The sequence below is a fragment of the Marinithermus hydrothermalis DSM 14884 genome (assembly GCF_000195335.1).
GTDB lineage: Bacteria > Deinococcota > Deinococci > Deinococcales > Marinithermaceae > Marinithermus > Marinithermus hydrothermalis.
The window spans coordinates 2,145,001-2,166,954 of the sequence record NC_015387.1 but is presented as its reverse complement, the minus strand read 5'-3'; the positions used below and the strand labels follow the sequence as shown (position 1 = coordinate 2,166,954).

The 21,954-nt window shown below is 69.2% G+C and carries 19 protein-coding genes and 1 pseudogene (1 of these 20 only partly in view); 6 read left to right on the top strand and 14 right to left on the bottom strand.

Going from position 1 to position 21,954, the window contains the following annotated elements:
* Position 1: 1 nt before the first annotated feature.
* The 6 genes from MARKY_RS10815 to MARKY_RS10790 are packed head-to-tail and all read right to left on the bottom strand — an operon-like array spanning position 2 to position 5,612.
* Complete coding sequence (locus tag MARKY_RS10815) at positions 2-1,177, bottom strand: ABC transporter substrate-binding protein (RefSeq protein ID WP_013704917.1); 1,176 nt, start codon at positions 1,175-1,177, stop codon at positions 2-4.
* Positions 1,174-1,602, bottom strand: a complete 429-nt coding sequence (locus MARKY_RS10810) for a MaoC family dehydratase (RefSeq protein ID WP_013704916.1) — start codon at positions 1,600-1,602, stop codon at positions 1,174-1,176. The genes MARKY_RS10815 and MARKY_RS10810 overlap by 4 nt, the downstream gene beginning before the upstream one ends.
* A complete protein-coding gene (locus MARKY_RS10805; protein WP_013704915.1) occupies positions 1,599-2,348 on the bottom strand; it encodes an alpha/beta fold hydrolase in 750 nt (249 codons plus the stop codon). The genes MARKY_RS10810 and MARKY_RS10805 overlap by 4 nt, the downstream gene beginning before the upstream one ends.
* Positions 2,341-3,141: an alpha/beta fold hydrolase gene (locus tag MARKY_RS10800; protein ID WP_013704914.1), complete on the bottom strand. Its 801-nt coding sequence runs from the start codon at positions 3,139-3,141 to the stop codon at positions 2,341-2,343. Before MARKY_RS10800 ends, MARKY_RS10805 begins: the two co-directional genes overlap by 8 nt.
* Complete coding sequence (locus tag MARKY_RS10795; protein WP_013704913.1) at positions 3,122-4,618, bottom strand: class I adenylate-forming enzyme family protein; 1,497 nt, start codon at positions 4,616-4,618, stop codon at positions 3,122-3,124. The genes MARKY_RS10800 and MARKY_RS10795 overlap by 20 nt, the downstream gene beginning before the upstream one ends.
* A complete protein-coding gene (locus MARKY_RS10790) occupies positions 4,608-5,612 on the bottom strand; it encodes a 3-oxoacyl-ACP synthase (protein WP_013704912.1) in 1,005 nt (334 codons plus the stop codon). Before MARKY_RS10790 ends, MARKY_RS10795 begins: the two co-directional genes overlap by 11 nt.
* Before the next feature lie 71 nt (positions 5,613-5,683).
* On the opposite strand from MARKY_RS10790, the gene MARKY_RS10785 reads away from it, so the two are divergent.
* The 5 genes from MARKY_RS10785 to MARKY_RS10765 all read left to right on the top strand — a co-directional run bounded on the left by MARKY_RS10785 (position 5,684) and on the right by MARKY_RS10765 (position 12,713).
* A complete protein-coding gene (locus MARKY_RS10785; RefSeq protein WP_013704911.1) occupies positions 5,684-8,317 on the top strand; it encodes a MalT transcriptional regulator family protein in 2,634 nt (877 codons plus the stop codon).
* Between the two features lie 66 nt (positions 8,318-8,383).
* Complete coding sequence (locus tag MARKY_RS10780) at positions 8,384-9,058, top strand: GntR family transcriptional regulator (protein ID WP_013704910.1); 675 nt, start codon at positions 8,384-8,386, stop codon at positions 9,056-9,058.
* On the top strand, positions 9,049-9,972 hold the full coding sequence (locus MARKY_RS10775; protein WP_013704909.1) for a proline dehydrogenase: 924 nt from the start codon (positions 9,049-9,051) through the stop codon (positions 9,970-9,972). The genes MARKY_RS10780 and MARKY_RS10775 overlap by 10 nt, the downstream gene beginning before the upstream one ends.
* A gap of 14 nt (positions 9,973-9,986) precedes the next feature.
* Entirely contained in the window at positions 9,987-11,540 is a 1,554-nt protein-coding gene (gene pruA / locus MARKY_RS10770) for an L-glutamate gamma-semialdehyde dehydrogenase (RefSeq protein ID WP_013704908.1), read from the top strand.
* A gap of 99 nt (positions 11,541-11,639) precedes the next feature.
* Entirely contained in the window at positions 11,640-12,713 is a 1,074-nt protein-coding gene (locus tag MARKY_RS10765) for an aminopeptidase (RefSeq protein WP_013704907.1), read from the top strand.
* Here the strand turns inward: MARKY_RS10765 and MARKY_RS10760 are convergent.
* The 8 genes and pseudogenes from MARKY_RS10760 to MARKY_RS10720 all read right to left on the bottom strand — a co-directional run bounded on the left by MARKY_RS10760 (position 12,710) and on the right by MARKY_RS10720 (position 21,096).
* Positions 12,710-13,429 (bottom strand): C40 family peptidase, encoded by a 720-nt coding sequence (locus MARKY_RS10760; RefSeq protein ID WP_013704906.1) that lies wholly within the window; start codon positions 13,427-13,429, stop codon positions 12,710-12,712. The genes MARKY_RS10765 and MARKY_RS10760 overlap by 4 nt on opposite strands.
* Positions 13,430-13,472: 43 nt before the next feature.
* Positions 13,473-14,705, bottom strand: a complete 1,233-nt coding sequence (locus MARKY_RS10755) for a cation:proton antiporter (RefSeq protein WP_013704905.1) — start codon at positions 14,703-14,705, stop codon at positions 13,473-13,475.
* Entirely contained in the window at positions 14,692-15,159 is a 468-nt protein-coding gene (locus MARKY_RS10750) for a CBS domain-containing protein (RefSeq protein WP_041658085.1), read from the bottom strand. The genes MARKY_RS10755 and MARKY_RS10750 overlap by 14 nt, the downstream gene beginning before the upstream one ends.
* A 57-nt stretch (positions 15,160-15,216) precedes the next feature.
* Entirely contained in the window at positions 15,217-15,816 is a 600-nt protein-coding gene (locus MARKY_RS10745; RefSeq protein WP_013704903.1) for a DOMON domain-containing protein, read from the bottom strand.
* A gap of 99 nt (positions 15,817-15,915) precedes the next feature.
* Positions 15,916-16,152, bottom strand: coding sequence for an SHOCT domain-containing protein (locus MARKY_RS10740; protein ID WP_013704902.1), 237 nt, complete (start codon positions 16,150-16,152; stop codon positions 15,916-15,918).
* Between the two features lies 1 nt (position 16,153).
* Positions 16,154-16,558: a DUF302 domain-containing protein gene (locus MARKY_RS10735; RefSeq protein ID WP_013704901.1), complete on the bottom strand. Its 405-nt coding sequence runs from the start codon at positions 16,556-16,558 to the stop codon at positions 16,154-16,156.
* Between the two features lie 130 nt (positions 16,559-16,688).
* Positions 16,689-18,710: a heavy metal translocating P-type ATPase gene (locus tag MARKY_RS10730; protein ID WP_013704900.1), complete on the bottom strand. Its 2,022-nt coding sequence runs from the start codon at positions 18,708-18,710 to the stop codon at positions 16,689-16,691.
* Between the two features lie 1,274 nt (positions 18,711-19,984).
* Positions 19,985-21,096 (bottom strand): annotated as a pseudogene (locus MARKY_RS10720) (transposase).
* An 839-nt stretch (positions 21,097-21,935) separates the two neighbouring features.
* Here MARKY_RS10720 and MARKY_RS12145 point away from each other — a divergent pair.
* Positions 21,936-21,954, top strand: the beginning of a protein-coding gene (locus tag MARKY_RS12145; RefSeq protein WP_245526779.1) for a cysteine peptidase family C39 domain-containing protein. Its footprint extends 407 nt past the window's final position; only the first 19 of its 426 coding nucleotides appear in the window; its start codon is at positions 21,936-21,938; the stop codon falls past the right edge of the window.

Here is a 21,954-nt window from a genome sequence, read left to right as displayed (position 1 = left end):
CTCAGTACTCGGCGTACTCCGCCGGGTAGCGGAGCTCGAGCACCGCCCGTTCCTTCGGGAACACGGGGTAACGGTCCCCCTTAATGTACTGGAACTGGAACCAGATCTCCGTGCCGAACCCCTGGTAGCGCGTCTTGCCCGTGCCGGAGGGGCCGAAGGCTAAAGGTCCGAAGGGCGTGTTCATTTTCACTTGGGCCAGGGCGCGGGCCACGGCGTCCTTGTCCGTGGTGCCGGCAGCCTCGAGGGCCTTGGCCAGCGACTTGAGGATCACGTAGCCCAGGGGGGCCATGTACTCCTCGGTGACCTCGCCGTACTTTTGCTTGTAGGCGTTCACGAACGCCTTGGACTCGACGTTCGCTACCGTGGGCAGCCAGGCCGTCATGCCGGCAACGCCCTCCGAGAGCGGGTTCTCCTCGAACCCGAGCGGCCAGCTCGGCGGCGCCCCATAGATCAGCTTGGGGCGCAGGCCGACCTCGCGGGCCTGCGCGGCGATGGGCAGGGCGTCCACGTCGTAACCGATCCAATACAGGATGTCGGGCTGGAAGGCCTTGAAGCGGGTGAGGATGGCGGTGAACTGGCCGGACCCCGCCTTGTAGGGTTCGGCTTGTACCGCGTACCCCATCTCCTCGAGCTGCTTCTGGTAGACCTGGATCCCGGCCGAGCCGAAGGGGCCGTCCTCGTACAGGATGGCCACCCTGCGGGCGCCTTTTTCCTCGTGGAGGTACCGGAAGAACCCCAGCGCGGCCTGGACGTTGTTGTAGTCCCAGGGGTGGTAGTGGAAGAAGTAGGGGTAGTTCGCGTAGGCGTCCTCCACGACCGAGCTGGCCGCGCCGATCGCGAGGAAGAGGGGCTGGTGCTGCTGGATCGGCCCGGCGAGCGCGTAGGTGACGCCCGAGGCCAGGCCACCGATGATGATGTCCACCTTGTCCACCGTGAGGAGCTTGGTGAGCGCGGGCACCGCCTTCGAGGGGTCGGTCGCCGAGTCCGCGACGACGAGCTCGAGCTGCACGCCGCCTTGCGCGTTCACCTCGTCCACGGCGAGCTGGATGCCGTTTAGGGCCGCCTTTCCGGAGACCGAAGCCACGCCGGAGAGCGGCAGGAGCACGCCCACCTTGACCGTGCTTTGGGCCAGCGCCAGGCCCAGCAGCGTCGCTGCCAATACCAGTACCCGTTTCATGCCTTACTCCCTCCTTTCCCACGCTCGCTTGGTTCGTACAACACCCGCGCTTCCCCTTCGACCACCCGCTCCCCTTGGGCGTTGGTGCACAGGGTCTTGAGGGTGAGCACCGGTCTTTCCGGGTGTACCGCGGTGATCGTCACCGTAGCCGTGATGGTGTCCCCGACAAAGACCGGCTTGAGGAACTGGAGCGTTTGGGACAAGTAGATCCCGCCGGGGCCGGGCAGCCGGGTGCCCAGCACTGCCGAGATCAGGCTCGCGGTGAGCATGCCGTGCGCGATGCGGGCCCCGAAGCGGGTCGCTTTCGCGTACTCGGCGTCGAGGTGCAGCGGGTTGGTGTCCCCCGAAACCCCCGCGAAAAGCACCAGGTCGGCTTCGGTGATCGTCTTTGAGAACGATGCGGTGTCCCCCACGCGAAACTTCACCCTTCCACCTCCTGCAAAAATCCTTCCAAAACCTCTACGAACCGCTCCGGAGCCTCGAGCATCGGGCTGTGCCCCACCCCCTCGAGCACCACCAGACGCCCCCGGGGGAAGGCCTGGGCGGTGGCCTCGGCCATGGCGCGCGGGATCAGGGTGTCTTGCGTGCCCCAGACCACGAGGACCGGCCCGTGGTAGGCGCCTGTCCTTCCCGCGGCGCTCCAGGCCGCGAGCGCCCGGGCGTTGCCCTCAAACCCCGCGGGGTGCATCCCCTGTGCGAGGTCCACGAGCGCCTCGAAGTACGGTGGGGTGCGGCCGGGCATGATGCCCCGTAGGGCCTGGGCGAGCCCGGCCCGGTCCGTGCGGTACGAGGCGAGGACCGGGTAGTACGCCTCCGGCGTGGGGTAGCCGTTGGGGGGCGCGGGGGCTACGAGGACGAGAGCCGGGTAGCGCGCCGGGTCCCGGAGGGCGGCCTCCATCACCACCGCGGCTCCGAGCGAGTGGCCCACCAGGACCGGATTGCGAGCCTCGAGCGCCTCCGCGAAGCCCTCCAGGGCCTCGGCGTAGAAGGGGATGGACGGGGTGAACCCCTCTGGAGCCGGGCTTTCCCCGAACCCAGGCAGGTCGGGAGCGATGAAGCGGTACCCCGCCGGGGCTTGCGGGAGCACCTCGCGCCACCAGTCCTTCCCGGCGAAGTTCCCGTGCACGAGGAACACCGCCTGGCCTTGGCCTACTTCCCGGTACTCAAGCATCGTCGCCCTCCAAGAATGCCCGTACCGTGCGGGCGAACCCCTCGGGGTCCTCCAGCGGCGCGACGTGCCCGACGCCCCTCAGGACCACGAGGCGCGCTTGGGGGAGGGCCGCCGCGAGTTCCTCGGCATACGCCGGGGGGAAGAGCAGGTCCTCCGCCCCCGCGATCACCAGGGCCGGGGCCCGCACCCTACGGAGTTTGGGCCGGAGGTCCCCCAGGGTCAAAAACCCCTCCAGCAGCCGGCGTTGCGCCGCCGGGGTGGGGGAGAAGCGGGCGGCTTCCTCGAGGGCCGCCTCCTCGATGAGTCCGGGGTTTTGGGCGAGGAAGCCGCGCCCGTAGATCCAGGGCAGGGCCACCCGCATCCGCAACCGGGTGCCCCCAGCTAAAAGCGCCGCCCGCCAGCTCTCGACCTTGGCCCGCGCGGCCGCGTCGAGGTGCGCGAGCGTGCAGGCCAGCACGAGCCGTTCGAGACCCGGCGGGTTCTGGGCGGCGTGGTGCTGCGCGACGACCCCGCCGTTCGAGAGCCCGAGGAGGTGGTAACGCGAAACCCCGAGGTGGGCAAGAAGCGCGTCCAGGTCCGCCGCGTGCGCCTCGGGCGGGTAGGGCCCCTCGGGGGCCTCGGAGCGCCCTTGCCCCCGCATGTCGTAACGGATCACGGTGTACCCCTCGAGGTGGGCCAGGAGGGGCTCCCAGAGCTCGGTGCGCTGGAAGATGCCGTTGAGGAGCACCAATACGGGCCCTTCGCCCGTCACCTCGTAGTAGAGCGCCACGCCGTTAACCCTGGCCTTCGGCATGCGTCCCCCCGTACCGCTCAGCGATCTCGCGTTTCAACACCTTTCCCGCCCCGGACTTGGGTAGCGCCTCGAGGAACACCCAGCGCTTGGGCACCTTGTACGCGGCGAGGCGGGCCCGCACGAACGCCCGGAGTTCCTCCGCGCTCACGCGCGCGCCGGGCCTGAGCACCACCGCGGCCAGTCCCACCTCCCCCCACTTGGGGTCCGGCACGCCCACCACCACGGCCTCCTTCACCGCGGGGTGGTCGTACAGCACCCGCTCGACCTCGACGGGGTAGACGTTCTCCCCCCCGGAGATGAACATCTCTTTTTTGCGCCCCACGATATAGTACCGCCCGGCTGCGTCGCGAAAGGCCAGGTCCCCGGTCCGGAGCCAGCGCCGCCCCTGGGCCGCCACGAACACCGCTTGGGTCTCCTCGGGGCGCGCGAAGTACCCCCGCATGACCACGGGGCCAGAGAGCCAGAGCTCCCCCACCTCGCCCGCGTCCGCTTCCGACCCGTCCTCCCGCGCGATGCGGGCCCACAGGTGCAACACCGGCCGCCCCACGGACTCGGGGTAGGCTTCCGCCTCCTCTAGATCCATGGCGAAACAGTTCACGCCGCACTCGGTCAGGCCGTACCCCTGCTTGAACCGCACCCCTACCCGCCGGAAGGCCTCGCGGACCGGGGCCGGGCAGGGCGCGCCGCCGGAGATGGCGAACCGGACGCTGGAGAAATCGGTTTGGGAGAAGCGCGGGTGCTCGATGAGCATCTGGAACATGGTGGGCACCATGAAGAGCAGCGTCGGGCGGTGCGCCTCCACCCACTCCAGGTACTCCTCCGGATCGAACCGCTCCTGGATCAGCACCTCCCCACCGAGGTAGAGGAGGGGGGTCGCGAGCGCGTTGAGGGCCGCGTGGAACATCGGGGTGGCCACCACGCACCGGTCCGTCGGGAACAGGCCCCAGGAGAACACGGTGCTGAACGCGTTCACGAGAAGCTGGCGGTAGGGGAGCATCGCCGCCTTGGGCAGCCCCGTCGTGCCCCCGGTGAAGAGGAGGAGGGCCACATCCTCCGCGCCGGGCCGGTGTGCGGGTAGGGCCGCCTCCACCTCCTCCTCGAGCGCCGCCAGGGGCCGGAGCGGCACCTCGAGGCGCGCGGCCTTCTCGCGCATTTCGGGGCCGAGGAACAGGACCTTGGGCTGGGTGTATTGGACGAGCGCCTCGAGCTCGTGGGCCGACAGGCGGTGGTTATAGGGCACGAGCGCGAACCCCACCAAGGGCGCGGCGAAGAAGAGGTCCAGGTAGGCGAGGTGGTTGTGGGCGAGAATCCCCACCCGGTCCCCGGGGCCCACCCCGAGGGCCGCGAGGTGCCGGGCCGTGCGGTGGGCCCGCGCGTACAGCTCGCCGTAGGTGTACCACCGGCCGCGGAAGTAGGCCGCGCGCCGGTCGGGGTGGTACGCCGCGTGCCGCGCGAGGACGTTCGCGTCAAGCTCCATGCCGCACCTCCCGCCGCACCACCGCGGCCCCCCAGTGGTAACCGACGCCCGCAGCGACGAGGGCCGCGAGCCCCCCCGGGGGGAGCAGGGCCCGCTCGAGGGCCAGCTTGAGCGACAGAATCGGGTCGAGCTGGCCCAGGTGGCCGTAATCCTCGAGGTAGAGGCTTTGATCCTCCCGCAGGCCGAGGCGTTCCAGAACCGCTTTGTGCGCCGACCGTTTCATGTGCAACAGGGCCAGGTAGGCGAGGTCCGCGGGGGTATGGCCAGCCGCTTCCAGGGCCTCGCGGACCACGGCGAGGAAGTTCGCGAGGCTCACCGCCTCGAGCCGCGCCTTCATGCCGGGGGGGTCGGTCACCACGAGCCGGAACCGGTCGAGGTTGTGGGGGGTGAGCGGCTCGCGCGTGCCGCCCACCGGAACGAGCACGGCGTTGGCCAGGCTCGAGTCGGTGCGCAACCGGGTACTGAGCACCCGGAGGCCCGGCCCTTCGGGGCCGAGGACGGCCGCCGCGCCTCCCGCGGCGAGGTCATACATGAAGCGCACCTCTGGGTCCCGGTAGTCGATCAGGTCTCCGTTGCGGTACCCGCCCGCGATGAGGACGTACCGCGCCTGGCCGGTCGCGATCAAGCCCCGGGCGACGGCGAGCGCGGCGATGAAGCTCGCGCACTTCTGGTTCAGGTCGAACGCCCACGCGCGTCGCGCGCCGAGCCGGTGGGCGATGTGGCTGCCGCTCGTCCAGACCGGGTAGTCCTTGTACTCCTCGGTGATGGAGAGGACGGCGTCCACCTCCTGGGGAGCGATCCCGGCCTCGCGAAGGGCCTGCTGGGCAGCCCAGACCGCCATCTCCGCGGGGTGGTCCTCCGGCCCGGGGATGGGTTTTTCCCGGATCCCCAGCTTCTCGCGCACCACCCACGCGGGAAGACCGCTGCGCTCTGCGATCTCCTCCGCGCGCATGCGCGGCTTCGGTAGGTAGATCCCAAGCCCTAAGAGGTACATCGTCCGTGCTCCGCTTTGCGGCCTAGGGTAGCATACGGTTGTTACAAACCTGTTACACTACCCGAGCAGCCATGGGGTACCGGGTTCCGAAGACGCGGCTTCTGCCCCCGCGCACCCCCCACGAGGTGGCGCGATCGCGGGTGCTGGAGCGGCTGTTTCACCTCTGGGAGCACAGCCCCGCGGTGGTGCTCGCCGCCCCCGCGGGGTACGGGAAATCCACGCTCCTCGCCCCGCTGGCTGCCGTGTGGGTGACCCTGGGGGCGGAGGCCCGGGACCCGGTCGTCTTCGGCTGGCACCTCGCCGCGGCCTACCGGGCGCACGCCGACACCCGGCTCGCCGAGCAGCGGCTGGAGGTCGGGGATTGGGTGGGGGCCGTGGAAGCCCTGACCGAGGCCGCGGCCGCCCTCGAACCGCACCTTCTGGTCCTGGATGAGGCGGAGCGCGCCCCGGTGCGCGAGGGCGCTGCCGCGCTCCAGACCCTGCTCAAGGCCCCCGGCCTTCGCCTCGCCGTCGCGAGCCGCCGCTCCGCGCCGTGGGAGGTACTGGGCACGGTGGTGGGACCGCAAACCCTCCGTTTCGACCTGGAGGAGGCGCTGCAGCTCGCTCAGGCTTTAGGGACCGGCCTGGCGGCCTTCGAGGTGGAGCGCGCCTGGAGCCTGGTGGAGGGGTGGCCGTTGGGGTTGCGGGTGGTGCTCCGCGCGGCCGCGCGGGGAGCGCTCCCCGAAGCGGCGCTCTTTGCTCCCCCCGAGCCGGAGAGCATCAGCGCCTACCTCCTCGCCGGGCTCGACGCCCGGACGGCTGACCTCGCCGCGCGCGCCGCGGTGCTCGGCGAGGTCGGACCGGAGGAAGCGCCGCTTCTAGGCGGGGACCCGGCGCCCCTCTTCGCCCACGCGGAGGACCTCCTCCTCGAGCGCGTGGGGCGGAGGCTGCGCTTCCCCCCGCTCGTGCGGGCCGCGCTCGCACGCCTCGTGCCCGAGGACGAGGCTCGGGCCCTACTGGCGCGCGCCGCCGAGGCCGCGCTGCGCCGCGGGCACGCGCTGGAAGCCGCGGGGTACCTCCTCGAGGCCCGCCGGTACGCCGAAGCGGCCGCCTTGCTCGCCCGTGAAGGGACGGCGTGGCTCGAGCAGGGGCTCGCGTACAGCGTCCTGGCCATCCTCGAGCGGATCCCCCGCGAGCTGCGCGCCGCCCAGGCCGGCCTCGTGCGCCTCGAGGCCGAGGCCCTGCGCCAGGTGGGGCGTTACGGCGAGGCGGAGCGCGCCTACCGGGAAGCGGTGCGGCTCGGGGAGGCGCGGGCGCTGTTGGGGTTGGTGCGGCTGTACCTGGACACCGTAGAGCCGGCCAAGGCCCGGCCGTACCTCGAGCAAGCGGCCCGCCGGTTCCCGGATGAGGAGGTGCGGCCGCTCCTCGCCGAGAACGCCCTGAACGCGGGACGTGTGACGGAAGCCCTTCGCTTGGGGATGTCCGGCCCCCGAGCCCTCCTCCGGAGCGGCCGGGTGGGGGAGGCGCTCGAGCGGTTGCGCCGGCACGAGGAGGCCCCGCCCCCCCGACCCCCGAAGAACCACCGGGAGGGGCTGCTCCTCCTCGCGCTGCTGGAGGCCGTCGCGGGGGAGGCTGAGGCCGCGCTCGAGGCCGCCGGGCGCGGCCGGACGGTCGGGGAGCGGATGGGCAGCCCGTTCGTGGTGGCCCTGGCGGAGGCGCGGCGGGGGCACGCGCTCCTCGCGCTCTCCCGCTGGGAGGCGGCGGGGGCGGCCTACCGCCACGCGCTGGCCCTGGCCGAGGGGGGGCCGGCCCGGTTGGCGGTGGAGGCGCTCGCGGGGCTGGGCGCTTTGGGTGACCGCCGCGCGTTCGAGCAGGCCCTGCGCCTCGCGCGCGAGAGCGGGGACGCGTGGGTCGAGGCCTTTTTGAGCTTGATGGTAGCGTACGCGCACCTCCGGCGGGGGGAGGCGTTCCCGCCGCCCGCGGTGTCCACGGAGGATCCCTTCCTGGCGGCACTGGCCGCGGCCTACCCCTGGACGACGGGGGACGCGGCGCTCTTGCGGCGCTACCCGTTCCTGGAGCGCCCCACCCTCTTCGCCCCGCCCCCCGAGCGGGCCCGGCGCGCGCTTTGGGAGGCGGGGCGGCTGGACGTGCCGTACCACCCCGGCGTGCGGGTGGAGGTACGGGCCCTCGGGGGGTTCGCGGTGCGCGTGGACGGCCGGCCGGCGCGGTTCCGGCGGGAGAAGGCCCGGCTTTTGCTCGCCCTTCTCGTCGCTCGTTCCTGGACGAAGGACGCCCTGATCGAGGCCCTGGGGGTCTCGAGCGGGGAGTTTCGGGTGTTGTGGTCCGAGCTGTTGGGGGTTCTCGAGCCCGGCCGGCCCAAGCGGGTCCCCGGGTACTTCCTCACCCCGTACCGGCTTGTACCGCGTCCGGAGCTTCGCGTGGACCTTTGGGAACTCAACGCCCGGCCCGAGGCGTACCTGGGCCGTTTCGCGGAGCCGTTTGGGGGGCTGGACCACCCCGCGCTGGACGCGGCCCGCGCCGAGGTGACGGCCCACTACCGCGAGGCCCTGCTCGCTCGGGGCACGCCGGAGGCGTTGTTGGAGGCGTTGCGGCTCGAGCCTTTGGACGAGGCGGTGCTCGAGCGGATCGCGGCCTTAGGGGACCGGGCGCTGTTCGCGCGGGCGGTGGCCTTGCACCGGCAGGCGCTCGCGGAACTGGGCTTTTAGGGGCGGCGGATTGCGCGGGGACCGGGCACCGGTGGTATACTGTATACAATCTTGCTGGGAGGACGTGTGAAGCAGGAGTTTGTCCGACCCGGAACCGTCCGCGAAGCCGCGTACCTGCACCTACGGCAGGCGATCCTTGCCGGCACCTACCCGCCCGGCACCCGGCTGGGTGAGGCCGCCCTCGCCGAGGCCCTCGGCGTTTCCCGCACCCCGGTGCGCGAGGCCATGCAGCGCCTGGCCCAGGAGGGGCTGGTGGAGATCATCCCCGCCAAGGGCGCGCGGGTGCGGGTGTTGAGCCCGGCGGAGGTGGAGGAGGTCTACGAGGTGCGCGCCCTCTTTGAGGGTGAGGCCGCCCGGCTGGCCGCCCTGCGGCGCCCCCCCCACCTCCTCGAGGAGATGGAGGCCGCCCTGCGCGAGCTCGAGACCCTCCCTCCCGAGGCCCACCACGAGCAGTTCGCGGCCGACGGTCGGTTCCACGCCCTGCTCCTCGCGGCCTCGGGGAACCGCACCCTGGAGGCCCTCTTCCACTCCCTGGACGCGGTGATCGGCCTGATCAAGCAGTACACCCGCGACCTTTCCGCCTCGCCCGACGCCCAGGCGCAGCACTGGGCGGTCCTCGAGGCGGTGCGCGGGGGCCGGGCCGAGGAGGCCGCCGCCGCCGCGCGGGCGCACGTGCGGCACTTTAAAGAGCGGGTGCTCAAGCGACTAGCGCACACCTTGGAGGAACGCGCATGGGACTGAACCAGGTGTACCGTTCCGTGGTGCTCGGCGTGGCCGGGCAGCCCTGGATCGAGCGGCTCATCACCACCAAGGGCCGGCCCTTGGCCCTGCGGTTCGTGGCCGGCGAGACCCTGGAGGAGGCCTTGAAAGCGGTCGAGGCCCTCGAGGCCGAGGGCGTGCACGGCATCCTGGACCTTTTGGGGGAGATGGTCACCTCGGAGGAGATGGCCTGCCGCTTCAAGGACCAGATCCTGGAGCTGATCGAGGCGTTTGGCCGCCTGCCCTACCCGCGCTACGTCTCACTGAAGCTCACCCAGCTCGGCCTGGACCTCTCCGAGGAGCTGGCCTACCGCCACATGACCGAGATCCTGGAGCGGGCGCGGGCCGCGGCGTGCTTCGTGCGGATTGATATGGAGGACTCGCCGCGCGTGGACGCCACCCTCCGGATCTACCGCCGCCTCCTCGAGGCGGGGTACACGAACGTCGGCACGGTGCTCCAGGCCTACCTCCGGCGCAGCGAGGCGGATCTCGAGGCCTTGCTCCCCTACAAGCCGAACCTCCGTATCGTGAAGGGCGCGTACAAGGAGCCGCCGGAGGTGGCCTTTACCGACAAGCGGACGGTGGACCGGCAGTACCTCGCGCTGGTGCGGCGGAACCTCGAGGCCGGCAACCCCACCGCGATCGCCACGCACGACGAGCGGATCATCCGCGAGATGAAGCGCTGGGTGCGCGAGCGGGGGGTGCCGGAAGAGCTGTACGAGTTCCAGATGCTCTACGGGATTCGCCGCGACCTGCAGCGGGCCCTGGCACGCGAGGGGTACGCCGTGCGGGCCTACGTGCCGTACGGGCGCGACTGGTACCCGTACTTTTCGCGCCGCATCGCGGAGCGGCCGGAGAACCTGTTCTTCGTGGTGCGTGGCCTCTTGCGAGGCTAGGAAAGGAGGCAGTCATGCAGGTAGGACCCTTTAGGAACGAACCCATCGAGACCTTCCAGACCGAGGCCGAGCGCCAGGCGATGAAGAAAGCCCTGGCCGAGGTGCGGGCGCAGTTCGGCCGCACCTACCCCCTGATCATCGGGGGCGAGCGCGTCATGACCCAGCAGACCCTCCCCTCGATCAACCCTTCCGCGCCCAGCGAGGTCGTGGGCATGGCCGCCAAGGCCGGGAAGGCCGAGGCCGAGGCCGCCCTTGAGGCCGCGTGGAAGGCCTTCCCCGCGTGGGCCGCGCTGAGCCAGGAGGCCCGCAGCCGGGTGTTGCTGCGGGCCGCGGCGATCATGCGGCGCCGCAAGATGGAGCTCGCGGCGTGGCTCGTGTACGAGGTGGGGAAGAACTGGGTCGAGGCCAGCGCGGACGTGGCGGAGGCCATCGACTTCATCGAGTACTACGCCCGTAGCGCCCTCGATTACTACCGGCCCGGCGCGGTGGAGGTCACGCCCTGGCCGAACGAGGATAACGAGTCCTTCTACATCCCCATGGGGGCTGGGGTCTCGATCGCGCCTTGGAACTTCCCCATCGCCATCTACACCGGCATGATGATCGCGCCCATCGCGGTGGGGAACACCGTGATCGCCAAGCCCGCCGAGGACGCCGTGGTGGTGGGGGCGAAGGTCTTCGAGATCCTGGAGGAGGCCGGCTTGCCTCCCGGCGTGGCGAACTTCCTGCCCGGGGTTGGGGAGGAGGTGGGCGCCTACCTCGTCGCGCACCCCAAGACCCGCTTCATCACCTTCACCGGTAGCATGGAGGTCGGGCTGAAGATCAACGAAACCGCGGCCAAGCTCGCGCCGGGCCAGAAGTGGATCAAGCGCGTGGTCACCGAGATGGGCGGGAAGGACGCGATCATCGTGGACGAGACCGCGGACCTCGAGGCCGCGGCCTTGGGCGTGGTGACCTCCGCCTACGGGTTCTCCGGGCAAAAGTGTAGCGCCGCGAGCCGCTTGATCGTCCTGGATGAGGTGCACGACGACCTGATGGAGCGCGTCCTCGATCGCGCCGAGAAGCTCGTGGTGGGGCCCGCGGAGGAGAACCCGGACCTCGGCCCGGTCATCAACGCCGAGCAGGAGGAGAAGATCCTGGGGTACATCGAGATCGGTCAGAGCGAGGGCCAGCTCCGCCTCGGCGGGAAGAAGCTCGAGGGCGAGGGGTACTTCCTCGCGCCGACCGTCTTCGACGATGTGGATCCCAAGGCCCGCATCGCGCAGGAGGAGATCTTCGGCCCGGTCCTCTCCGTGATCCGCGTGCCGGACTTTGATGCGGCCCTCGAGGTGGCGAACGACACCGTGTACGGCCTCACGGGCGGCGTGTACTCCCGCGACCGCGCGCGGCTCGAGCGCGCCCGCCGCGAGTTCATGGTGGGGAACCTGTACTTCAACCGTAAGATCACCGGGGCGCTGGTGGGCGTGCAGCCGTTTGGGGGGTTCAACCTCTCCGGCACGAACGCCAAGACCGGCAGCCCGGACTACTTGGGGTTGTTCCTCCTGATGAAGAGCGTCACCGAGCGGTTCTAAAGCCGCGTGGGCTGCTCCCGTTCCCCGCGGGGAACGGGAGCGTTTTGTTTGGATTCATGCCGGCTGGGGGATCGCGTAGGCCGGTGGTAGGATGGCGGCATGGAGCGCCGGTTTGCGGAGTTGTTGGTGGATTACTGCCTGGAGGCCCAGCCGGGCCAGAACGTGCTGCTCGAGGCCGGTACCGCCGCGTTGCCGCTCGTGGAGGCGCTGTATTCGGCCTTGCTCCAACGGGGCGCGTACCCGTTCGTGAAGCTCAGCTACCCCGGCCAGGACGCGGACTTCTTCCAGGGGGCGGGGGCGTGGCTCGAGCGGGTCCCCCCGGTGGAGGTCGCGGTGATGGAGGCGGTGGACGCTTCGCTGCGCGTGATCAGTGCGGAGAACCCTTTGGACCTCGCGGACGTGGATCCCGAATCGCTCGCGCGGCACCGGAAGGCCTGGCGGCCTTTGAGTGAGGCGCGGCTCCGGAAGCGCTGGAGCTTGACCCTCTACCCCACCGCGGGGTTCGCGCAGCAGGCGGGGATGAGCACCCGCGCGTTTCGGCGGTTCGTGGAACGCGCGTTGTTTTTGGATCACCCGGACCCCATCGCGGCGTGGCGGGAGCTGTCCGCCTTTCAGGACCGCTTGATCGCTCGGCTGGCCGAGGCGCGCGAGATCCGCGTGGTCGCGCCGGGCACGGATATCCGGTTGGGGGTGGCGGGGCGCACCTGGATCAACTCGGACGGAAAGCGCAACATGCCCTCGGGCGAGGTCTTCACCGCGCCGCACGAGGACGCGGTGGAGGGCGAGATCCGCTTCAACCTGCCCGCGGTCGTTTCGGGCCAGCGGGTGGAGGGAATCTACCTGCGGTTCGAGGGCGGGGAGGTGGTCGAGGCCCGGGCGCGCCAGGGCGAGGCGTACCTCCTGCGCATGCTCGAGGCGGACGCGGGAGCGCGGCGGCTTGGGGAGTTCGGGATCGGCACGAACTTCGGGATCGACCGGCCCACGGGGATCGTGCTGTTTGATGAGAAGATCGGGGGGACGGTGCATTTTGCCTTGGGGAACGCCTACCCCGAGTCCGGGGGGCGGAACGCCTCGGCGGTGCACTGGGATATCGTGCTCGACCTGCGCTCGGGCGGGAAGATCCTGGTGGACGGCGCAGTGCTCCAGGAGGACGGGCGGTTCGTGGAGGGCTAGGGAAGGGCCGGGACCCGGCGCGCGCCGCGGTAGGCCTTTTGGTTCCAGGGCGCGGCGAGGGGTTCCTCCACGACCCGGCCCTTCAGGGTGTTCGCGTGCACGAACCGGCCCGCCCCCAGGTAGATCCCCACGTGGTCCACGCCGCGCCCGCCCTGGAAGTTGAAGAAGACCAGGTCCCCGGGGCGGAGCTCCTGAGCGGGCGGCAGGGTGCGCCACAGGGCCTGGGTGGTGCGCGGGAGGGGGATCCCGAGGTCCAGAAAGACCCGCTGCACGTACCCGGAGCAGTCCATCCCCTGCGGGCTCGAGCCGCCGTACCGGTAGGGCACCCCCAGGTACCGCCGCGCGGCCTGAAGGAGGCGGGGGACGGGGGTGGCCTCCGGGCTGGGGGGGATGAGGAGGCGTTGGCCGGGCGTGATCGCGTCACTCGTGAGGCCGTTCAAGGCCTTGAGCGCCGCGACCGTGGTGCCGTAGGCGCGGCTGATGCGCCAGAGGGTCTCGCCGGGCTGGACGGTGTGCGTTTGGGGGATGAGGAGCACCTGCCCTACCTCGATCGTGGGGGAGGTGAGGCGGTTGGCCTGCATCAGGGCCTCCACGCTGAGGTTGTGCTGGCGGGCGATCCGCCAGAGGGTCTCGCTGGGCTGGACGGTGTGGGTGCTCCCCGCGGCTCCGGCGATGCCCGCCAGCCAGACGCACAATAACACCCCTAAGGAACGCATCCTTAGGGGTAGTATACCGGATACGGAACCGGATCCGTACGGGTTAAGCCGCTTCGGTTTCCTCGGGGGGTTTGGGGTCTGCCCACGCGATCAAGAGGCGCAGCAGGACCGGTGCGACCAGGGTGGTGGCGACCACCATGAAGAGCACGATAGCGAACTCCTCCTCGTTCACCGCGCCGGCGGAGAGGCCGATCGAGGCCACGATCAACCCCACCTCGCCGCGCGGCACCATGCCCATGCCGACCACTGTGGCGCTCCGCGCGCCTTGGGTGAGCGCCCCCAGGAACCCGCCCACCAGCTTGCCGGCCACGGCGATGAGGCTCACGATCGTGCCGGTGATCAGGGTGGCGGGCTGGGCCAGCGCGGCGAGCTCGAGCCGCGCCCCCACGTTCGCGAAGAAGAGTGGGGACAGGAGGGACTCCACCGCGTGCACGGGCCGCTCGAGCTGGTACTTCTCCCGCACCTCCGCGAGCACCATCCCGGCCATGAACGCCCCCACGATCGGCGCGAGGCCGATGGCTCCGGCGAGCGCCGCGAACCCTAGGGCGAAGGCCAGCGCAAAGCCTAAGGGGCTCGAGACGGGCAGGCGCTCGATGGGCAGCCGGCGCACCAGGGGGACCAGGAGGATCGCGCCGCCCACGAGGAGGAAGCTGAGGAGGATGAGCTGCGTGATGGTGCCGACCTCGATCGCGCCGGCCTCCGCGATCCCGGAGACGATCGCGAGGACGATCAGGCCCAGCACGTCGTCGATCACCGCCGCGCCTAGGATGATGCGGCTGTAGGGTTTGGAGAGCACCCCCATCTCCTGGAGGACGCGGGCCGTGATCCCCACGCTGGTAGCGACGAGGGCCGTGCCCAGGAACAGGGCGGGGAGTTGGGCGAAGCCGATCTCCACCCCGTAGGCGTACCCCCCGACGAAGGGGAGGGCTACGCCGAGCACCGCGACGAGGAAGGCCTCCTTGCCGACCTCGAGGATGTCCCTAAGGCGTGTCTCGAGGCCGACCATGAAGAGCAGGAAGACCGCGCCCAGCTCAGCGAGAAATTCGAGGACCTCCCCTTCCTCGACCAACCCCAGCAGCGCCGGGCCGACGAGGACCCCGGCGAGCACCTCGCCGATCACCGCGGGTTGTTTGAGCTTCCGGAAGGCCCAACCCAGAAGCTGAGCGGCGGCGAACAGGGCGAAGACCTCGAGCAGGTACCGGGCGGCACCGCCGCCTTCGCCACCTTCGCCGGCCGGGGTCACGGCCAGGGTAAGGAAGAACTCAGCGCCCGGCATCCCGGCCTCCCAGCTCGAGCATGAGCCGCAGGAAGTCGCTGCGGGTTAGGATTCCCACGAGCCGTCCCGTCTCGTCCACGACCGGCATGCGGCGGAAGCGGTTTTCCGCCATGCGGTCCAGGGCCTGGTCGAGGGGGTCGTCCGGGTGGAGGACCTCCACGTCCTTGCGGAGGGCTTTGGCGACGGGAACCTGGCGGAGTTCCTCATACAGCTCGGCGAGGTCACGGTCCACCCATTCGTCGAAGAGCCGCATAGCGCGGACGTCGGAGAAGGGCACCGCGCTCATGCGGGGCAGGAGGTCCTCGACCTCCACGAGCCCCACGAGCCGGCCCTCCGCGTCCACCACGGGAAGTCCCCCGAAACGGTTGCGGAGCATCAGCTGAGCGGCTTCCAACAGCGGGACGTCTGCCCGCACCGTAAGGGGGTTCGGGGTCATGATATCGCGCACTACCACGGGTACAAGTGTATCACCCGCCCCCACCACCGGTGGGGGCGGGTGCAGGGGAGGGCGTTACTTCAAGAGGATCTCGAACTCCTCGCGTGTGGAGGGGCCGTGATAGACGGTAAAATCGTCGGCCGTGGGGTGGTAGGCGAGCATCACCCCGATCTCCTCGCCGATAACCTTATCCAGGGCGACGTCGTACGCGTCCCCGGTGTTCAGGGGGCGGACCAGCTCGATCACCGTGCCGGAGTCGTCCTCGGTCCCAGCGACCTCGAGGATGTCGTTCTGGCCGCCGAGCGCCTGGTCCGGTTTGGGTTGTCCGGGGTCCGGAGTGAAGAGGTCCTCCGCGGTCGCCGTGCCGTTGGCCACGTAGGCGATGAGGAGGTCGGACTCGAGCATCATGGGGTGGGCGTGACCGGGTTCGTCAGCGCTGGGCCCTTCGATGCTCTCGAGACCGAAGCCCACCCATCCCTTGCCGGGGCTTTTGAGCCCTAGGTAGAGCTTGCCGTCCTCTACCGTCCAGTAGAGCTCCATCCCGATCTCGCTGCGGTAGACGTTGGCGTACTCCTCCGGCTGGATGACGCCGTCCACCTTGGGGGCTTCGTGAGCGAACGCAAGGCCGAGGGCACTGACGCTGACAGCGATCCAGAGGGCCGATTGAATCCGCATCTCCCAACTCCTTTCCGGGTGGGTTTGACCCAACCCTGGGCTAACTATACCCGTCCCCACCCCCCGGGGGTAGGGGCGAATGCCCCATCTGCGAGCCGGTTAGCCCATGAGGTCCTGCTTGAGTCGCTCGAACTCCTCACGGGTGATCTCACCGCGGGCGTAGCGTTCACGCAGGATCTCCAGCGCCTGGTCGCTCTCGCGTTGCGAACCGGATGCGGGTGGGCGTTGGGCGAGGGTCTGTACGATCCAGACGATGCCCAGGATCAACAGCCCCCAGAACAGGATCATGCCCAGCCCGCCGAAGCCGAAGCCCATCCCGAACCCCGGACCCATCATCCTAGGCCTCCTTTAGGGCCTCGAGGGCGCGTGTGAGGCGCGCCTTGGCCTCTTGGGGAAGGCTAGCGAGCTGCCGCTGGGTGGCCTCGTCCGCGACGGTGAACATCACCTCGGGGTCGAGGATGCTGACCTCGACGCCGTCCGCTACCTCGCGCAGCACCACGTTGCAGGGAAGCAACAGCCCGATGGAACGGTCGGTCTCGAGGGCTTGGCTCGCGAGCTGGGGGTTGCAGGCCCCGAGGATCTGGTAGGCCTCCATCTCCAGACCGATCTTTTCCTTGAGGGTCTGTTGCACGTCGATCTCGGAGAGGATGCCGAACCCTTGGGCCTTGAGGGCCTCTACCACCTTCTGCTTGACCTCCTCGAAGGAGCCGTTGAGGGTCGTGTGCATACCGTAACGGGCCATTCCGTTCACCTCCACTCCTAATATACCCCCCACCGGTTAAGGGTTTGTCAAGCCGGTTCCATTCTTAGACCGATCGGACCCGGTGCACCGGATGGACGCCATCCAGTATACCTCCACGTCGGCCCGCCTCCTAGGCCAGCCGTACGCGGCGCAGTGCGATCGCGTTCAAGGCCACGATCACCGTGGAGAGGCTCATAAACAACGCCCCCACGGCGGGGGAGAGGACGATCCCCCAAGGGTAGGCCACCCCGGCGGCCAGGGGCAGGGCGACAGCGTTGTACCCCGTGGCCCAGAAGAGGTTCTGCACCATCTTGGCGTAGGTGGCCCGGGCCAACACCAGGGCGCGCACCACGTCCACCGGGTCGTTCTCGATGAGCACCAGGTCCGCAGACTCGATCGCCACGTTCGTCCCGGCCCCGATGGCCACCCCGAGGTCGGCCTCGAGAAGAGCCGGGGCATCGTTGATGCCGTCTCCGACAAAGGCGGTAGGACCCACCCCCTTGAGTTCGCGCACGATCCGGGCCTTGTCCTGGGGGAGCACGCGGGCGTAGTACCGGTCCAGGCCGAGCTCGGCCGCTACCGTCCGCGCGACCGCCTCGGCGTCTCCGGTGATCATGACGGGGGTGACGCCCAGGGCCTTGAGGCGGCGCACGGCTTCCTTGGCGGTCTCCCGTACGCGGTCGGCCAGGGCGATGAAGGCCAGCACCCGGTCCTCGTCCATCAGGGCCACCACGCTCTCCCCCCGGTCCTCGGCCTCCATAAGGCCGCGCGCGAGCGCCTCAGGCACCGCGAGCCCCAGCTCCTGGGCCCACTCGGGCCGGCCCACACGGTAGCGCCGCCCCTGAACCACGCCCTCCACGCCCTTCCCGGGAACGGCCTGGAACTGCTCGGCCTTGCGGGGCTCGAGCGCCCGCCGCGCCGCCTCCTCCACGATGGCCTCGGCCAGGGGATGCTCGGAGAGAGCCTCGAGCCCCGCGGCGACGGCGAGGGCCTGATCCGCCTCGAGGTCCTCCGCGTAGATTGCGCGCACGCCGAAGCGCCCCTCGGTGAGCGTGCCGGTTTTGTCGAAGGCCACGAACCGGATGTTCCGCGCCCGTTCGAAGGCCTCGCGGTTACGGACCAGGATCCCATGCCTGGCGGAGAGCCCTGTGGCGTTTACCGTGACCAGGGGGATCGCGAGGCCCAGGGCGTGGGGGCAGGCGATGACCAGGACCGTGACCGCGAGGGTCAGGGCGAAGTTGAACTCCTGCCCCAAAGCGAGCCAGACCCCCAGCGTCAGCGCCCCGGCGGCCACGGCGATGTAAAAGAGCCACCCCGCCGCCCGGTCCGCAAGCGCCTGGAACCGGCTCCGGGAGGCCTGGGCCTCCTCGACAAGCCGCATGATCTGGTTGAGCGTGGTCGCCTCCCCGGTCCGGGTTACGCGGACGGTCAAGGCCCCCTCGCCGTTCACCGCGCCGGCTACAACCTCGTCCCCAACCCCCTTGGGGACCGGCCGGGACTCTCCAGTGAGGAAGGCCTCGTTCATGCTCGAGGCCCCCTCGATGACCTCCCCGTCCGCGGGCACCTGTTCGCCGGGGCGGATGAGGATCCGGTCCCCAGGGCGCAAGGCGCTCACCGGGACCTCTTCGACGCGATCCCCGACGATGCGGCGCGCAGTGGAGGGCATCAGTTTGGTGAGCGCTTCTAGGGCGCGGCTCGCGGAACGGACCGAGGCCATCTCGATCCAGTGGCCGAGGAGCATCACATCGATCAGCGTGGCGAGCTCCCAGTAGAAGGGGGTGCCGGGCAGGCCGAAGGAGACCGCGAGGCTGTAGGTGTAGGCCACGGTGATCGCGAGGGAGATCAGGGTCATCATGCCCGGTGCGCGCGCCGCGAGCTCGTGCCGGGCTCCCTGGACGAAGACCCACCCCCCGTAGAAGTAGAGGAGGGTGCCGAGCACCGGGTTGACCCAGGCGCTGCCGGGGAACGCCACCGCCCGGTAGCCGAACCAGGCCTGGAGCTGTTCGGAGAAGTACAGGATGGGCAAGGTCAGCAGCAGGCTGACGAAGAACCGGTCGCGGAACAGCTCCGGGGTGTGCCCTTCGTGCTTGTCGTGCCCGCCGGGTTCTGGGGCGTGCGCGTGGGCGGTGTGTGCGTGCTTTTCGTGCTTCATACTCTACAACCCTCCTTCTCGGTTCGAGCTTGTAGGCGTCCGGTGGGGTTGAGCGCATTTTACCCTACCCCCCTGGGGTGGGGAGGTCGAGGCACGCGAGAAAATGAAGGGCGCGGCGGGGGGCGGCCCCAACCCCCTTCGGGGGGGGTCATGTAAAAAACTCGGTTGAGTAAGAGGGGAGCCCTTAGTCTGGTTCTGCCATGAAGCCGACTGAGGGCTCCCCGAGCTCCATCGTACCCTGTCCCCACTGCGGAGCCACCCGTGAGGAGAGCGGGGGCTACCGCAGACGCAAGCTGCGCACCTTTCGGGGCATCCAGGAAGTCAGAGTCAAACGGATCCGCTGCGCCCAATGCAAGCGCCAGAAACGAGCTCTCTACCCGGAGGACTGCCCTAGAAGCCGCTGGTACGCGATCTCCATCCAGGAGCACTTCCTCATCCTCGCAAGCCATCGCGCCCCTGAAAGCGTCCAAAACGATCTCGCCAAGAACCTGGGCTTCCCCCTCACCCGTCCCACCCGCCTCCGCTGGCTCAGGTCCGCGGGGGCCAGGGCCAAACGGCTCCTTCAGCGGGAGAACCGTCTTCTCCGAGGGCGGGTGTACTGGGGGAGTGTGGATGAATGGGCCTTTGGCCGGGGCCCCAAGGGGTACGGGTACCTTTACTTTGAGGCTTGGACGGGTTGCCCGCTGTGGGGAGACCTTGGCCATCGGCGGCGTTACGAGCGGGTGCGGGAGCTCCTTTGGAGGTTACCTCCAAGGCTGGGGGTGGTTTCGGACGGGGCGCAGGAGGTAGGGGAGGCGTTGGGCTGGTTGGGGCGGAGGCTGCTTTGGGCCCGGTGCGCTTTCCACCTGATGCGGGAGGTACGGGCCAAGGTGGACCGGAAGGCGTGGGGGGAGATACGGGAGGGTCTGAGGGTGCTGCGGGGGCTTGGGGCCTGGGGAGAGGGAGGCGTTCTTTTGGAAGGAGCTTCTGCCCCGGTGGGGTAAGGCCTTGGAGGGCTGGGTGCGGGCTTGGGAGGGGTTGCAGGAGGCTTGGGGGGCCGAGGTACCGCCTCCTTGGACAAACAACGTGGCGGAGGTAGGGCATGGGCGATTGTGGCGGCGGCGCAGGCGGAGGGTGTTGCGGAGCCTGGAGGTGGGGGAATCCTGGTTGATGGTGGGGCTTTACCGGATGCGGCATCGGCGGATTGGGGAAAAGAGCCCCTGGGAAAGGCTTACGGGAACTCTTTCCCCAGAGTGCTGGTGGAGGCCCCTGGTGGGGAGGATAAAAGGGTCAACTCAAAACTTGCACCTCCCGCATATCCCGCATAAACCTTCACCCCCTCCCCCCGTCGGCCAGAGACCCAGGGCATAGAGCTCCCGCAGGGCGAGCTGCACCACGAGCTCAGGCAAGAGAACCCGCGCCGCCCGCTCCCTGGCCTCCCGCCAGCTTCCTTCCCCCTCCATGCCCACCCAGTGGGCCAACAGGTAGGCCAGAAGGGAAAGCACCAGAAAACGGTGCACCCCCAAAGCCGTCCGCTGCCCAAACTGCCCCAGGGAGAACTCGCTTTTCGCGGCGCGGAAGAAGTGCTCTATGGCAAACCGCCTCTTTCCCCAAGTGAGCGCCGTCCGGGGCGTGGCGGGAAAGGTGGCCACCACGTACCGCCACTCCCAGCCCCCTTGGGGCAGGGGGTAGCGGTACCAGGCCACCCAGACCGGGAAGGAAAGCCCCCAAAGGTAGACCCGGCTCCCCTGCCGCCTGAGGTCCCCAAGCCTCCCCCTCCCCGCAGCCTCCGGTCCCGCCGCATCCCCACCACCGCTTCAAAACCCAACCGCTTCACCCCGAAAAGGAACCAGGTGGTGCCAAAGGCCGCATCCGCGGCCACCCGTATCCGGAAGGCCCGGCGCATCCAGGGGGGCAGAGAGGCCAGGAGGCTTAGGGCCAGGCGGGAGAGGGCCTTCTCCCCCTTGCCCCGCCAGAGGCGGTAGGCCCAAGGGATGCGGAGGTCTCCGTAGACGAGGTAGAGGACCACCAGATGGAGTCCCCACTTGCCGTGAAAAAAGGAGAGGGGCAGGGCCTGGAAACGGCCCCGCTTCTCCAGAGTGACTAGGTCCAGGACCACCAGGAGACGGGGCTTGGGGCCTTTTTTCTTTCTGGCCCGGTCCAGGGCTTTCTCGGCCTCTTTTCTTGCCAGGCGGATGAGAGCGCGGGTGGGCCAGGGGTAGCGGTTGAGGAAGCGAGAGAGGGCGGAGGGGGACTTGACCTGGCTGTGCTGGGGTCTGGCCTTGCCGTGGCCGTGGAGGAGGAGCAAGAGCAGGGCCTTGAGGGATTCCTGGAGGTGGGGGCTTGGCAAAAGGGCCAGGAGGGTCCAAAGTAGGGACAGGGCCGCTTGGGTCATGGCACCCGTCATCAGACGGGAAACCAGCGGCCCCTTTCAAGTGGTCCTGGCGCATAGGTATCCCCAGGGTGCATAAGTGCAAGTTTTGAGGTAGCAAAGAGCGCTTTGGTGGGCGCGGCGGTTGCGCTTGTAAATCCAGAAGGGGCCCTAGTTTCTGAAGCCCAGGTGTTTGGAAGGACCCTTACCGCTGCGGTAAAAGTGGGTAAGTACATTCGGGATGGGGCTATTGCTGGTGGTACGGCAGGTGTCCTTGAGCGAGCTGGGCGCGGACATCGTTAGACAGTCGAAGGGGGCATAGCTCGGAAATCGAGCTATGCCCCGAATAGGATCTCGTCACGGGGCTTTCTATGAGAAAACTGGTGGATTTTGCGTTCAGGATAATGCTTCTGGGTTTCATGCTGTCGATGGTTTATTTCTTTTTCCCTCCACATATGGAGATAACGGAAGCGCTGAGGCTAGGCTTTTTTGCCGCCATCCTGATAACGGGCATCTTGCTATTGATCGACTACGGCATCTTTTTCATTAGAAAAAGTTGGAGATCGGAGCGTTGAGTTTGCGGACTACCGCCATAGCGCTGGTCTTGGCCATGTTTTTTGCACTAGCGGAGGGAATGCCTTACCGCCCCCTCCGCTACACCCACGTCATCGGTCAGGCGGACTGGTACACCTGCGGCGCGGCGGCGACGGCGCCCCTGCTCACGTACTACTACGGCGCCCCCGCGACGGAGGGCGAGATTCTCGAGGTCGCCATCAAGGAAACCGAGCGATCGGGCAAGGACCCCTTGAAGGGCCTCACCGCCCTCTCCTTGAAGCGCTACCTGGAGAGGAAGGGCTACCGGGTGCGGGCCTCCCGTGATCGGCCACGTCACCA